A 13,763-nucleotide genomic window follows, 5' to 3' on the forward strand; every position below is an offset into this window, starting at 1 on the left:
ATCAAGCAGATAGCTGATTGTGCGCTGGAGTGGGCGGGACAAGCAGTGAGGCGGCTCAGTACGTCAGACTAAACCACCCTGTGTCGCTCGCCGTGCCGTCGTGTTGGTAGGTGAAGTAGTAATCGATCAGATCGCCCGAGGCGAAGTCGCCGACGACGTGGTCCGGCGTCGTTTCGAGCGTGTGGGTGTCGCCGCTCGGATTGTTCATCCGGTAGTTGTACTGCGTCCCGCCGTTGACCGTGTAGTGGATGTCCACCCAGTCCGACCCCACGTTCGAGACGAACTCGAAGCGGAGTTCGTCGGTTGCGGTGTCGCTGTCGGAGCCATCGATTCGGGTGGCGCTCTGGCTGTAATCGCCGCCGCCGGACGAGTCGGTGGTGACGCTGACCGCGTTGGACGCGCTTGACTCGTTGCCCGCGCCGTCCACGGCGGTCACGGTGAAGTCGTAGCTCGTCCCGCTGGCGAAGCCGGAGACGGTCGCGGACGTGGTACCCGCCGAAACCTGCCGGTTCTCCGCGCCATCGACGTAGACGACGTAGTGACTCACGCCGGAATCGCCGTCGCTCGCGGCGTCCCACGCGAGGTCGACCGACGAACCGGTGTGTCCCGGCGATCGGAGGTTCGACGGTGCAGTCGGTGGCGTCGTATCGGACGAGCCGCCGTCGCCCGTGCTCGCTTCCATCGAGTTGGCGGGAACGCTCAGCGTGGTGCCATCCGAGAAGGTCACGGTAATCGCCGAATCCTCGCCGTTGTAGGCGACGTAGGTCCTCTCGCTTCCGTCGTCGAAGGCGGCGGCGAGTGGATAGCCCGCCGTCACCGACGGGTCGGGGTTCCCCATGGCATCGATGTTGTAAATCCAGTGGTAGGTGTGGGCTTTCGTCTCACCGGCCTCCGGCGTGTAGGTGCTTTTCGCGGCTTGGAACATGTTCTTGGCGTCGGTCACGTCCGAGAACGCTCGGTAGTTCCACATGATGTCCGCCCAGTAGTCCCAGTCGCCGCCGTTGTTGTCGTTCGCCACCGCTTCGCTGTAGTTGCGCTCGGCCAACTGGGAGTCCCAGCCGAGGTACAGCGAATGACCGCCGAACGGGAGGTAGTTGATGCCGTGAATCGCCTCGGCGTCCGCCGAGAACCACGTCGCGTAGGCGTACTTGATACCCCACACGATGCCCGCGGTGTCGTGGCTCCACCCGTCCGGATGATTCTGGTCGTCCACGTCGAACCAGTACTCCCGGGCGGAACACACTTCGTGCGTGTAGAGGTACGCCGCCCAGTTCAGCATCTCGTCGTTACCCGTGAAGACCGCCCACTGCACCATCGCGCCGTAGGCGTGAATCGCCTCCGAAGACGACTCTTGGTCGTTCCCGCCCGCGAACTCCGCGGTACCGGCAGCCCACGAGTGACCGCCGAACGGGCTGAAGTTCCGCAGGAAGGGGAACGAATCGGCGGGATTGTCGGCGGGTTCCCGCGTATTCGCTCGGTTCGGTCGCTCCCAGTTCGCGTAGTCGCGGATGAGCAGGTCTATCATGCCGCCCCAGTTGCCGTCACCGGCCCACGACTCGTCGTTGCGCGCCAGTTCGGCGGCCCCGCGAACGAAGTAGCCGTAGTGGAAGTGGTGGTCGTTGAGTTCACCCGCCGCGCCGTAGGAGTCCGGATAGCCGATGAGCGTTCCCCACTGGTCGTTGTAGTAGAAGAGGTCTTGACTCTCGCCGCTGTCGGCGGTCAGCCAGTTCTCCAGTTCCGACCGGATGGCCCCGTGCAGGGCGTCTCGTTTGCTCGTGTTGCCGACCTGGTCGGCGATGGGTGCCGCCTCGGCCATCCGCCCGTAATCCTTGCCCGTCCAGTAGGTGCCGCTCCCCTGCCCGTTGTCGTAGCCCGCCGACACGTCGCTGACGTAACTCGACAGTTCCGACCGATTGTAGGTGCCTTGGTCGGGCAAAAACGGAAGCACGCCGCGGAAGGGGTGCGTCGTGGTGAACGACGACCCGCTCACCGTCCGCATCGTTCCGCGCGGACACTCGTAGGTGTAACCCAGCGTCGAACGGGAGAGGTACTTGTGCTGGTGGGGATACAGGCCCGTGAGAGTGCCGCCAGTCGCGCTCTCCGGTTTGTTGTCCGTGTTGAACGAGTAAGTCGTGCGCACCTCGCCAGCGGCTTGGTCGTAGGTCGGACTGACGCGGGTCGCGTCGCCAGCGCCCGTGTCAGTGATGAAGTTGTACGCGTACGTCTCGAACGTATCGAGCGTCGAGGACGTGCCGTCGGGGAGGACTGCAATCGTCACGTAGCCGCCGGAGAGACCGTTGGTCAGCGTGGCCGACCCGACGCCCGACCAGTCATCGCCCGACGGCGCGAACAGTCCGTAGTGGTTATCCTCGTGGGTCAGTCCGAGGACGTTCCTCCGGTCGTCCCAGACGGTCGGTGCCGTCTGGAATCCGAGTTCGGCACCGCCGCCCTCGAACTCGCAGAAGATGTACGGCGAGCCTTTCGTCAGCGACGCTGTGAGTGTCGTCGCGGTTCCAGCACCCCACTTCAGCGTCACCGACCAGTCGCTGTGCCCATCGACTCGCGTGTCCGCGAACGTGGTCGCGGTGTGGCCGAGCGTGAAGTCGCGCTCGACGTTCATCTTCGCGTCCTCGTTGGGATAGTTCCACGTCGTCGGATGGCCGACCCGAAGACCGGTGTCGTTCGCCAGCGCGAAGCCGGGGTGGAAAAACAGATTCTCCGAGTAGACGGTCACGAGCGCCGACGACCACCAGTCGTTGGACGGGATCGGCGCTCGGACGTTGCTCGTCGTGTACAGCGTCGCTGGCGGTTCGCCCTCGCCCGAGGGTTTCTCGTGGGTGTAGCTCCCGTTGCCGACGCCGTGGACTCCGCTCGCCGCCGCGGTCGGTTCCGGAATCGACGCGAGGCCTACCAATCCCGCCGCACCGAACGCCCCGAAATAAGAGCGCCGCGACAGCGATAGCGCGTCGGACGATCCGGGTGATTCCTGTGACTCGTGCGGTTCGTCTGAGTTGCTCGCTCGATTTTGCGGGTTGGTACCGGCTCCGTCAGTGTGTTCAGCCATGATTACAACCTCGTAATATTATTCCATTATTTAAGAGTATAAAATTTACTACTAGAATAATAAATGTATATTTGCCTTCGGATGGGGACGGAACTCCTCGCGCACGGTGGGAGGAGTCGAGCGAAGTCGGTGCTCGACTTACACCCAGTCGTACACTCTGATGTAGTCCACCTCCATCCGTTGTGGGAACTGCGTGCTGGCGTCCGGGTAACCGGGCCAGTCACCACCAACGGCGACGTTCAGCAGGAAGAAGAACGGGCCGTCATCGAATACCCAATCGTAGCCGGATGCCTGCACGTCGTACAGGGTGATGGTGAAGTAGTGTTGGCCGTCTACGAAGAATTTCACGGCGTCGGGGTACCACGTGAGTTGGAAGAGATGGTACGTGTCAGAGAACGACCCGTTGAGGCTGTAGGAACCACTGAAACTGTTCCCACCGGAGTAGCCGGGACCGTGGACAGTTCCGTGGACGGTGCTGGGGTCGCTCCCAATGAGTTCCATGATGTCGATTTCACCGCAGTCAGGCCAGTCGACCGACCCGATGTCGGCACCGAGCATCCAAATGGCGGGCCAGATGCCCTGCCCTTGAGGAAGTCGGGCGCGAACGTCCACGCGACCGTACTGCTTTTCGTACTTCCCTTGGGTGGTCATGCGCGCGGAGGTGTAATCATACCCTGCGACCTGTTCTTCGCGGGCCTCGATGACGAGATGGTTGTTCTCGAGCCACGCATTGTCCCGCTGGTAGTATTGGCTTTCGTTGTTGCCCCATCCACCGTTGTTGCCGATTTCGAAGTTCCATGTGGACTCGTCAATGTAGCCCGCGTCGAACTCCTCTCGCCAACTGAGTGTCCAATCGTTCCCGTCGAACGCCGTGGTGTGAATCGGTGCCGAGTCGGCGCTCACAGTGGCGCTGGCGAGCGAGCCGCCAAGCGTGACTCCTGTAGCACTCAGAAAATGTCTGCGATTGATTCGTTTATCGGTCGGAACCTCGTTCGTCTGTTCGAGTGAATCGTCGGTCATTGGTTTATACTCCGTCGGAGCCATCGGTTGTCCCGTTCTCCATCGGGGGAACTCCGTGATGGTTGCCGACAGAACCAACAACTATACAAGAAAATTTAATTTTTACTTCTAGCGTAATTAATATATCCTACGAAACAACGTCACCATCGCAATCGGATGGTTCTCACGTTGAACGACATCACATCTGGGATTCTCGGCTGAACGAAGTTTAGCCCCGTACCTTCCGCGAAACCCGCTCCACCGTCGCCGCCTCGTTGTTCTGTAAGTCGGCGAGGAACGAGAACAGTTCCTCGAAATTCGTCATTCCCTTGCGTTCCAAATACTGTATGTAGCCGTGTTTGCGGTGGAAATCGCCCTCGACTTCCTCGACACTTCTGTCCGTACGGTCGGCGAGACGGTGGAAAAATCGGAAGCCGATTTTGCGTTCGTCGTCGCCGAGTTGCGGATGGTCGTAATCAGTCTGGAATGTGCCGTCGTGGTCGCGCCACGCGACCGTATTCCAGTGAATCGTCGTCCCGTCCTTGCGAATCGTGCCACAGCGACCGTCCAACTCGGCGAACTCGGTTTTGCTTACCAACTCCACGATTTCACCGACATACCGGTTGCCATCGACGTATCGCGGAAAGACGACAAGGTCGATTTCGCGGAGGAGATAGGCCGGAAGGCCCTGTTCCACGACGCGGTTGACCAGTTTTTCGATGTTTTCGGCGTGCGTCGTGCCGATCAGGCCGTGGCCCGTGTTTAACGATTCTGCAAACGTCTGGAACGATGCAGGCGTGTTGATTTCCGCAATGACCTCCACGTCCGGATTGAGGTAGTTACATTCGGTCATCAAATCGGCCATCGTCACGCGCTTATATTCGCTCTCGTGGTCGCGGGTCGTGAGCGAGATGCCGGTTTCGTGTGGTAGTCGAACCTCGCGCGACCCCTCGTCGATGCTGATTGGGCGGTCGCGGTATGGGATGAACGGCATGTGTGCGTTCATCAGCGTCGTCTTCCCGACGCCAGTCTGCCCCGAAAACAGCGCGACGCCGTGGTGTTCGTACAACTGCCAGAGCAGGGTGACGATTTCGGTGGAGATGCTTCCACTGTCGAGTAAATCGACAGGTGTCATCGTGTCCGGGGCCTGCTTTCGAATCGAGATATGCGGGCCACCTTCCGAAATAACCGGGAGGGCAACCGCACAGCGAATCGTTTCCTCGTCGGCCACGCCGTCGGGAGAGAGGTTCACCTTCGCGCTCGGACTGCTGGCGTTGAGTTCGACGCCGTCCGAGGCGGCCATCTGGGTGACGACGTTGACGAACGCCGATTCGTCTTCGAACGCGAGATTGGTCGGAATGCGCTCGCCGTGGCCGATTGCGCGACTGCGTGGAACCACCTTGATGCGCTCGCCGACGCGATTAGCTTCGATGTCCTCCAGCAATCCGTCTCGAATAGGTATCGTCAACTTGCCGTGGCCGACGTAGTCCCGCAGGACGTAGTACACCAAATCCGAGAGTCTATCGTCGGAAAACCGGTGGTCAACCGGCGGAATGGCGAGGTCGTACTCCGCCAGCGCGGTTCGCACGCGATACCGAACCGCGTCGAGCCATGCCCGCGTGTTTCTGGCCGTGAGACGCCGGGAGAGAAACTGTCGCGCGCGTTCACGGACAAACGAAGCACGGTCGTCCACCACGCCGCCGACGTTCGTCTCCCAAATTCGCTCTTTGCACTCCTCGATGAGTCGGTCGTCGCCCGGCAGGAGATTCGGTTCGAGGACGGCGTACTTCGTCGCGAAGGAGTCGGTGCCGAGCAGATGTTCCTGATAGACGACGACCGGAATTCGAAATTCGCCGAATGCGACGGTGTGCGTCTCCACGCGCTCGCTGGCGAATCGATCGAGATAGTCGGCGTTCGCCGAGAGGTCGGTGTCCGCGGGCGCGTAGTTTTCGGTGTGGACGACGAGGTGGTCGCTCGCGGCGTCGGCGACTTCGATGTGGTCGTCCAGCGCGAGGGGGGTCAATTTTCCGAGGCAGAGCAGTTCGGCCAGCGCGTGGTACTCGACGCGCCGCCGACCGGCCCCCGAGAGGTCGGTCAGTCGGTCGATAGCCCGCCGGTATTTCGGGTCGAACCCCCGCTCGACGCACTCGATTGCGCCTTCGCGCGTCAGCGGCCTGCGGAGGTTCGCGGTGGCGAAATGCTCCCGAATCTTGACGAGCGCGCGTTCGTCGTTCGCGCCGAGTTCGGGGCTTCGAACGTCGTAGCGAAAGCCATCGTCGGTTTCCCGAATCGTGGCGACGACGCCGGGATGGAGTTCGCGCTGGTCACGCACGTCGGGGGCGTACCATGCGTCGGAGTCGTCTGGTGGAATCGGCGGTGGAACTGCTTCTGGGGTGTCGCAGTCGGTAGTAGTGTGAAGCGAACGCGCATCGGCCATGAACAAATCTGGTTCGCTTTTCTAATTTAAACCTTTACAAATAAGTTATATTATATGATTTTGTATGGGGGTATGTGGATATACTCAAAACACCCGACAATGCAATCGCACAGCGAATCGTCTTCTTTCGGCCATGCTGTCGCCTGAATGGGCCTTTTATCTCCCATTCTTCATGAATAATGATATCTTAAGAGAATTATAACGTATTTCTATGAGACGGTATTTTCGATTATTATGACATGCCGCCGGGCAGGAGTTATTGCAGGTGTCCTAGTCCTAACAGTTGGATCCAATATCACGCGAACATCTACCGATGGTCAATGGCTGACGGAAACACCGATACCAATTAGGAAGCACTAATTCTGTATCTTTGGAGTAGAGAGACGTATCCCGCTACACCCGCCGAACAGTTTCCGCAACCACACCAACTCCAATCGGAAGCGACTCTTCCTCGATGTCGAATCGAGCGGTGTGATGTCCGTAGGGATTGCTCGCGCCGATGCCGACGTAGGTCGCCTGTCCGCCGTTTTCCTGCACCCGACGAATGAGGTAGGACGCGTCTTCGCTTCCGCCTATGTCGTCGCACGCGATTACCTCTTCGACGCCTTCGACGGCGTTGGCCGCGTCCACGACGATTTCGGCGATGTTCGTGTCGGCGGTGAACGTCGTCGTTTTTCCGTACAGGCCCGTTTCCACACCGACTTCGTGCATGTTGGCCGCCGCCGAAACGATTCGTCGCGCTCTCCCGAGCATGTACTCGTTCAAGTCGGCGTCACCGCCGCGAACTTCGACGCGCATTTCGACTTCCTCCGGAATGATGTTCTGGGGGTTCCCAGACCGCACCTGTCCGATGTTGATTCGCGTAACGCCGTCGCTGTGGCGCGGGATGGCGTAGAGGTTTTGTATGGCGGTTGCGGCGGCTTGGAGCGCGTTTCGTCCTTTTTCGGGAGCATTGCCCGCGTGGCTCGGTTCGCCGTCGAACGTCACGTCCAACTTCGCGTTCGAGAGCGGATGTTCGAACGCCGCGACGACGGTTCCCGTCTCGATGCCCAACCCGAGGTGGATGGCGACGAAGCGATCGATATCGTCCAGATGACCGGATTTGCTCATCGGGAGGCCGCCGCGCCCGCCCTCCTCGGCAGGTTGGAAAAACAGCTTCAGCGTTCCGTCGAAACCGCCGTTTTGGTCGAGTTCGCGCGCGACGCCGACGCCGATGGCGGTGTGACCGTCGTGGCCGCAGGCGTGCATCTCGTTGGGATGGGTGCTGACGAAGCCATCTTTCGCTGGTCGGTGGTCGTCGTCCTGCGCTTCAGTTCGTTCGAGGGCGTCCATATCGACCCGGACGCCGACAGTCGGCCCGGTGCCGTCGCCGTAGGTTTTCTCGGCGACGAGGCCGGTGACGCCGTCCATCCGGTCGAGATACTCCTCGGGTGCGTCTTCCCGTCGCGCTCGTTCGAGGGCGGCGAGCAATTCGTCCTCGGGTGGGACGCCGAGTCGTTCCTCCTCGGCGACCGCATTGCGTCCGAGATGGAGCGTAAAATCGCGCTCCGCGAGTTCGTCGGCGACGAGTGCGGTCGTTCGGAACTCCTTCCACCCGGCCTCCGGATGGGCGTGGAGGTCGCGGCGAAAATCGACTATCGACGCTCTGTGACTGTCAGACATGGACTGCTAACGACGGAGGACGGACAAAATTCTATGGATTGCGGTAACGGGAACTGGACGAATGTGCTCGATGTGGGGACTGAATCCTCGAAGAGACGAATATCGGCACGTCTCGCGGGATATCCGTTCCGTTAGTGACGGCCTTCTTCGAACTCTTCGACGACTTTGTCGCAGAACGCGGGCAAATCGTCCGGATTCCTGCTGGTTACCAACCCTTGATCGACGACGACCTCCTCGTCCACCCATTCGCCGCCCGCGTTACGGATGTCGGTTTGTAGGCTGGGATAGGAGGTGAGCGTCCGGCCTTCGATCACGTCCGCCTCGACCAGCGTCCACGGGCCGTGGCAGATGACGCCGATTGGCTTGCCCGCCTCGGCGAACTTCCGAACCAGACCGACTGCATCCTCGTCGGCGCGGAGTTTGTCGGCACCGACGGCACCGCCCGGAATGAGCAGTGCGTCGTACTCGTCCGAGGAAATCTCGGAAAACGTTCGTTCGACTTCGAACGAGTCGCCCGGTTCGAGGTCGTTGTTGACCGCCTGCACCTCCCCGGTTTCGGCGCTGACGACATCGACGCTCGCTCCGGCATTTTCGACCGCTTCTTTCGGTTCGGTGAACTCGACTTGCTCCGTTCCCTCCGGCGCGATGAAAATCGCTACCGTCGTATCGGTGAGTGTATCTGCCATCGTGATTCTCCCACGAAGTTCGGACTTTACAACGTTTCTTAACTATTGTGGCAATCGTTTTCGCCTCGACTGGGAGACCTCTGCTTGACCGAGGGTTACTCCGCGGATGTCGTCTTCGTCTCCTCACCTTGTTTTACCTGTTCGACGCGACCGCCGAGTCGGTAGACGGCGCGGAACGCGAGCAACGCGATGCCGATTTCGAGTAGTCCCGTGACCGTGAACGCCGTCGCGAATCCGAGTCTGTCGGCGAGTCCGCCGCCGACGAGGAACCCGGTAAGGAATCCGAGACTCCCGAAGGCGTTGAATCCGGCCATCGCGACCCCTCGGTCGTGGTCTGGTGCCACGTCGCTGACGAGCGCCATCGTCGCGGGCGAGACGAACGCGCCGCAGACGCCGACGGCGACCATCGTGGCACCCGCGAGGGCAACCGTCGGTGCGAATCCGACGGCGATGACCGTGATGCCGTAGCAGATGGAACCGGCGACGACCGGGATGAATCGTCCGATTCGGTCTGACAGCCGCCCCATCGGATACTGAAGCAGGGCGAACGGCGCGAAAAAGAGCGTGAGCATGAGCCCCGTCGCGCCCGCATCCAAGCCGAACTCGGTCTGAAAGTAGAGCGTGCCGACGAGCGCGAAAAAGCCTGCCGTGAGCCGGTCGATGAAGCCGAAGGCGTAGGGTATCGTCAGTTCGGGTCTGTCGCGAAGTCGCGCCAAGGCGGTTGCGACGGTCGCGCGCGACTCCGAAGGGACGCGGTCGGGGGTCGGAATCGCCAGCAGGGCGGTTCCGACCATGAGGACGCTCGCGGCGACGAGCGGCGTGGTCGGATGAATCTCGGCGAGTTGGCCGCCGATTGGCGCGCCCATCGCGGTTCCGAGGCCGATAGCGATTCCTGCCGCACCCATGTTTCTGCCGTGGCCGCCACGGAGATCCATCAGCATCGTCATCGAAAGCGAAAACGCGGCGATGGTCGCGGCACCCTGCACGACCCGGAGGGCTAGCACCGCGCCGAACGAGAGGCCGAGCGTCGGGGCCGCGGCGAGCGCGCCGTATCCGATCGCCCCGCCGAGCGCACCGGCGACGACGAGCGGGACGCGTTTTCCGAGACGGTCGCTCAGGTAGCCCCAGATTCCGGCGCAGATTACGAACGCGGCGAACTCCGCGACGAGGAACCACGTGCCGCCGTCGAGTTGTTCGCTCGCGCCGAGATGTACGACGAGGTCGGGAACGCCCGGATAGAGGAGTACCTGTGCGAGCAGTACCGACCATATCACGGCGGCGAGGCGGACGCGCTCGCCGCGGACGCCGGGAAGCATCCGACCCATCACCCGTAGTTGGTACTGCGGTCGGAAAATGCTGTCTACATTCCCGTGTAATCGTTCGTTCTTCTCGCCAGAGCGCCGGTTTGGAATCGATCAGAATGCTACACCAAATCGTTTAGTGAAAAATTTTAATATAATATAAAAAATAATAAAAACGGAATTGAAAGAATGATTGATAAAAACGACGCGGATGGGCTGAACCGACGAACCCTGATGAAGAAAGCCGCCACGACCGCCGTGGTCGGAACCGCCGTCGCAAGCGGTAGCGCGAGTGCCGAACCGACGCTGGAAGAGCGGTACGCAGACCCGATTCGAACCGAGTCCCTGTTCGCGAAGCACGCAGGCGACCTCATGGCGATGCTATCGGCCGACGGCCTCGTCGGCACTGCCGACGTGAATTCGGAACTCCACACCCGGAAAACGGTCGGTTTCGGCGATATCGCCAAGAAAAACGAGGGAACGGCGTACTTGAAGGGTCTCTCCGGGCGGGCCGACGAAGTCGTCAGCGTTCGAAAGGTTGACGACGGCGTCGTGAGCATCACCGTCGAACCGGAAACCGGTCGCGCGTACGCATTCCACGAACCCGAAAGCACCGACAAAACGTACCTCTACAATCCGGACATCGGAACGCGGGCGGTGGACACGCAAGCGTGTGATTCAAACTGCGTCTGTTCGTCGGTTATCTGTGATAACACTCGCTCGGCTGAGTGTGAAGTCTGCTGTGACGGCGATTGTCAGACGAACTACTTCTGTAACTGCTAACCGTCGCGCTTCGATTTTTGCGTTCCGTTCGATTGTCGATTCGCCCGAAAATAGGATCGTTCAAAGAATGTAGGGATAGCTTTCCAACTTCGAATCAAGGTAAACGTTCGAATCTGTACGAATTCTTATTAATACTATTAGTAATTAAATACAATAGTATTGAACTATATTTTTGTAGTATGGCAGAGAAAAAAGAAAATCTCGATTCGGGACGAAAATCGGACGAGGGAGCGAGTGTAACTCGGCGACAAGCGTTGCAACTCGCCGGCGTTGGCGTCGGCAGTTTGGCGGTATCCGGACTGAGTTCGGTCGACGTTCGGGCCGCGTCCAATTGCGCGAACGGCCCGTTCGAGCGAACCTACTCCGGCGCGACCGTGAACATCGCGCGTTTGGAATCGAGAACGAGTGGCGGTTCCGCGCAAGATGTCGGCGCAAAATCCCCTGCGAGCGAGCAGGAAATCGAGTCGTTGCGAGGTGTTCGGATTGATGCCCCCGGCCGGACATCGAACCACACCCAGAGCGCGGCCGAAACGGGCGACGACCTGTCAATCCGAACCGAATACGACGGCGTCGGTGCCGAAGGAACGCGAGGGGGCGTCCCGTCCGATTCGCAGGTCGCGGCTGGCAACGGGAAAATCGTCCACGCCCTCAACCAACAGGTCGCCATCTTCAACAAGCGGTCGGGAAACCGGCAACTCAAAGTCGAACTCGAAGACCTCTTCGAGCCGGTTATCGACGAACCGGAAGGAGGATTCGCCTACGGCTACCCGTTCGTTTTCGACCCTCGTGCGCGGTACGACCGTAACGCGGATCGATACGTCATCGCCGCAGTGCAGTACGAACCCGGGATTACCGAAGACGGGGAGATCGTGGACAGGGATGATCAAGAGGAAGGGAAAGAACCGGGAGAGGAAGAAGAGAACGAGTCAGAACCGCTCCAACGACCCCCGAAAGGCTGGTGGTGTATCGCCGTCTCCGACAACAGCAATCCGAACGGGAAATGGCACGTGTACCGCATCCCGCCCATCGACAACGAGGGACTCGTCGATTACCCGACGCTCGGACTCGACCGAGACGCCATCTACCTGGCGCAGAACTTCTTCGGCGAGCAGTTGGAGGTGACGATGGTGACCCTCGACAAGGAGGCGATGTACGACGGACGGGACGTGACGGCGAACCATTTTACGGCCCTCGACAATCCCGAGGTCGAAAACATCGACTTCACGGTGCAACCGGCGCTACAACCGTTTTCGGGCGGCGACGACGGAACGTTCTACCTCGTCGATAGCGTCTTCCCGTCGCCGACTGCGAGCGCGCTCACGCTTTGGGAGGTGACGAATCCGGTGGACGACCCGTCGCTCGAATGCTTCACCGTCGATGTCGAGGAGTTCGCCTACCCGCCGACGGCGCGGCAACCGGACTCGGACAAGCGCATCGACACCCTCGGAACGCGACTCATGAACGCCGATTACAACGACGGGTCGCTCTGGACTGCTCACACGATTCAGTACGACTGGAACGGCGATGGCGCTCCGGTCGCCGCCATCAAATGGTACGAAATCGACACGGACACCCGTGAAGTCGTTCAGAGCGGCGTTTACGGCGAACCGGACAGATCCTACTTCATCCCGACGGTCGGGTCGGACGGCGACTCAACGGTCATCACGCACAACGTGAGCGGGCCGGACACCTTCCCGCGGATGGACGTGGCGGGGCGAACGGCCGACTACACGCCGAACGGCTTGGAGGATTCGCTGGTCGTACAGGACGGCGAATCCAGATACGATTACGGCGAGGGCGAGGAAGTCATGCGGTGGGGCGATTACAACGGCGTCTCGGTCGATCCGACGACGGGACGGTTCTGGACCGTGAGCCAGTACTCGCCGGATATCGACATCGACCCGGATGCAGAAGAACGCGACCCGTATCACACGCGCATCGCCGAGATTTCGTTCGATTGAGCGATCGAGGGTTGAGCGGGTCGAACGCGGTTACTTTTTAAACGGCCGATCGTTCCTCGAACGCGAGTTTGACGCCGAAGCCGACGAGGACGCTGGCGCTCGCGTAGCGAAGCGCGTTCGAAACGCGCTTGTGCTCTGTTATCGCCCGGCGCGCCTTGCTGGAGAAGACGGCGAGAAGCGACTGATAGCAAAAACCGAGCGTTCCGAACAGGACGCCGAGCGCGAAGATTTGAGCGGCGAAACTGCCGCCGGGTTGGACAAACTGCGGGAGGAACGCGAGGAAGAAGACGGCGACTTTCGGATTGAGGACGTTGATGGCGAACGCCTGCCGGAACGACTCGCCGTGCGTTTGGCTGTTCGTCTCAGGCGTAAGTTCAAACTCATCGCGGTTGCGGAGTGTTCCGATACCGAGATAGACGAGGTACGCCGCGCCGACGATTTTGACGGCGGTGAACGCGAGCGCGGACGCTTTCAGCACCGCCGACAGGCCAAGGACGGCGGCGGTGGTGTGCACGAGGCACCCGGTTGACGTTCCCGCGGCGGCGGCCACGCCGGCGGCTCGGCCGTCGCTGACGCTTCGTTTCAACGTGTAGATGCTGTCCGGTCCGGGCGCGACGTTCAACGCGAGCGCGGCTGGAACGAAGGCGAACAAAACGCTCGGTTCTATCATACGTGATGAATGGCGAGGCTCGATATAAACGTGGGGTTGGTTTCGAGCGGTCTACTCTTCTGTTTCGTCTGATTCATCCTCCGGTTCGTCGTTCGAGGCACTGGACTCCCCCTCGTCCGTACCACCGAACAGTCCGAGATGAACGTAGGCCCACGCCTCAGCCCGTTTTTTCCGCGTCATTTTCGATTTCATGGTTTCTC

10 protein-coding genes are annotated in these 13,763 nt (G+C 60.6%); 2 read left to right on the forward strand and 8 right to left on the reverse strand.

Annotation, left to right across the window (positions count from 1 at the left end):
• Nucleotides 1–55: 55 nt before the first annotated feature.
• The 6 genes from LIX15_RS16200 to LIX15_RS16225 all read right to left on the reverse strand — a co-directional run bounded on the left by LIX15_RS16200 (nt 56) and on the right by LIX15_RS16225 (nt 10,173).
• Nucleotides 56–3,064 (reverse strand): glycosyl hydrolase, encoded by a 3,009-nt coding sequence (locus LIX15_RS16200; protein ID WP_227774190.1) that lies wholly within the window; start codon nt 3,062–3,064, stop codon nt 56–58.
• A 138-nt stretch (nt 3,065–3,202) separates the two neighbouring features.
• Nucleotides 3,203–4,084, reverse strand: a complete 882-nt coding sequence (locus LIX15_RS16205) for a glycoside hydrolase family 16 protein (RefSeq protein WP_227774191.1) — start codon at nt 4,082–4,084, stop codon at nt 3,203–3,205.
• Nucleotides 4,085–4,292: 208 nt separating this feature from the next.
• Nucleotides 4,293–6,500 (reverse strand): type II/IV secretion system ATPase subunit, encoded by a 2,208-nt coding sequence (locus tag LIX15_RS16210; protein WP_227774192.1) that lies wholly within the window; start codon nt 6,498–6,500, stop codon nt 4,293–4,295.
• A gap of 393 nt (nt 6,501–6,893) precedes the next feature.
• Nucleotides 6,894–8,162, reverse strand: a complete 1,269-nt coding sequence (locus tag LIX15_RS16215; protein ID WP_227774193.1) for an amidohydrolase — start codon at nt 8,160–8,162, stop codon at nt 6,894–6,896.
• Between the two features lie 131 nt (nt 8,163–8,293).
• The gene (locus LIX15_RS16220) at nt 8,294–8,848 is read right to left on the reverse strand and encodes a type 1 glutamine amidotransferase domain-containing protein (protein WP_227774194.1); all 555 of its coding nucleotides are present in this window, start codon (nt 8,846–8,848) and stop codon (nt 8,294–8,296) included.
• A gap of 95 nt (nt 8,849–8,943) precedes the next feature.
• The gene (locus LIX15_RS16225) at nt 8,944–10,173 is read right to left on the reverse strand and encodes an MFS transporter (protein ID WP_227774195.1); all 1,230 of its coding nucleotides are present in this window, start codon (nt 10,171–10,173) and stop codon (nt 8,944–8,946) included.
• 165 nt (nt 10,174–10,338) lie between these two features.
• On the opposite strand from LIX15_RS16225, the gene LIX15_RS16230 reads away from it, so the two are divergent.
• Both LIX15_RS16230 and LIX15_RS16235 read left to right on the forward strand, forming a co-directional pair.
• Nucleotides 10,339–10,932 carry a hypothetical protein gene (locus LIX15_RS16230; RefSeq protein WP_227774196.1) on the forward strand — a complete coding sequence of 198 codons (594 nt, stop codon included), beginning with the start codon at nt 10,339–10,341 and terminating at the stop codon, nt 10,930–10,932.
• A 179-nt stretch (nt 10,933–11,111) separates the two neighbouring features.
• Nucleotides 11,112–12,893 carry a hypothetical protein gene (locus LIX15_RS16235; RefSeq protein WP_227774197.1) on the forward strand — a complete coding sequence of 594 codons (1,782 nt, stop codon included), beginning with the start codon at nt 11,112–11,114 and terminating at the stop codon, nt 12,891–12,893.
• 37 nt (nt 12,894–12,930) lie between these two features.
• Here LIX15_RS16235 and LIX15_RS16240 read toward each other — a convergent pair whose 3' ends face one another.
• Nucleotides 12,931–13,563: a LysE family translocator gene (locus tag LIX15_RS16240; protein WP_227774198.1), complete on the reverse strand. Its 633-nt coding sequence runs from the start codon at nt 13,561–13,563 to the stop codon at nt 12,931–12,933.
• A 51-nt stretch (nt 13,564–13,614) separates the two neighbouring features.
• The gene (locus LIX15_RS16245; protein ID WP_227774199.1) at nt 13,615–13,755 is read right to left on the reverse strand and encodes a hypothetical protein; all 141 of its coding nucleotides are present in this window, start codon (nt 13,753–13,755) and stop codon (nt 13,615–13,617) included.
• Nucleotides 13,756–13,763 lie beyond the last annotated feature (8 nt).

It is taken from the genome of Haladaptatus pallidirubidus, from assembly GCF_020700235.1.
GTDB lineage: Archaea > Halobacteriota > Halobacteria > Halobacteriales > Haladaptataceae > Haladaptatus > Haladaptatus pallidirubidus.

What these genes read in the sequence shown, in the direction of transcription:
- LIX15_RS16200 (WP_227774190.1), bottom strand. Translation starts at nt 3,064, where the DNA reads ATGGCTGAACACACTGACGGAGCCGGTACCAACCCGCAAAATCGAGCG.
- LIX15_RS16205 (WP_227774191.1), bottom strand. Translation starts at nt 4,084, where the DNA reads ATGACCGACGATTCACTCGAACAGACGAACGAGGTTCCGACCGATAAA.
- LIX15_RS16210 (WP_227774192.1), bottom strand. Translation starts at nt 6,500, where the DNA reads ATGGCCGATGCGCGTTCGCTTCACACTACTACCGACTGCGACACCCCA.
- LIX15_RS16215 (WP_227774193.1), bottom strand. Translation starts at nt 8,162, where the DNA reads ATGTCTGACAGTCACAGAGCGTCGATAGTCGATTTTCGCCGCGACCTC.
- LIX15_RS16220 (WP_227774194.1), bottom strand. Translation starts at nt 8,848, where the DNA reads ATGGCAGATACACTCACCGATACGACGGTAGCGATTTTCATCGCGCCG.
- LIX15_RS16225 (WP_227774195.1), bottom strand. Translation starts at nt 10,173, where the DNA reads ATGGGTCGGATGCTTCCCGGCGTCCGCGGCGAGCGCGTCCGCCTCGCC.
- LIX15_RS16230 (WP_227774196.1), top strand. Translation starts at nt 10,339, where the DNA reads ATGATTGATAAAAACGACGCGGATGGGCTGAACCGACGAACCCTGATG.
- LIX15_RS16235 (WP_227774197.1), top strand. Translation starts at nt 11,112, where the DNA reads ATGGCAGAGAAAAAAGAAAATCTCGATTCGGGACGAAAATCGGACGAG.
- LIX15_RS16240 (WP_227774198.1), bottom strand. Translation starts at nt 13,563, where the DNA reads ATGATAGAACCGAGCGTTTTGTTCGCCTTCGTTCCAGCCGCGCTCGCG.
- LIX15_RS16245 (WP_227774199.1), bottom strand. Translation starts at nt 13,755, where the DNA reads ATGAAATCGAAAATGACGCGGAAAAAACGGGCTGAGGCGTGGGCCTAC.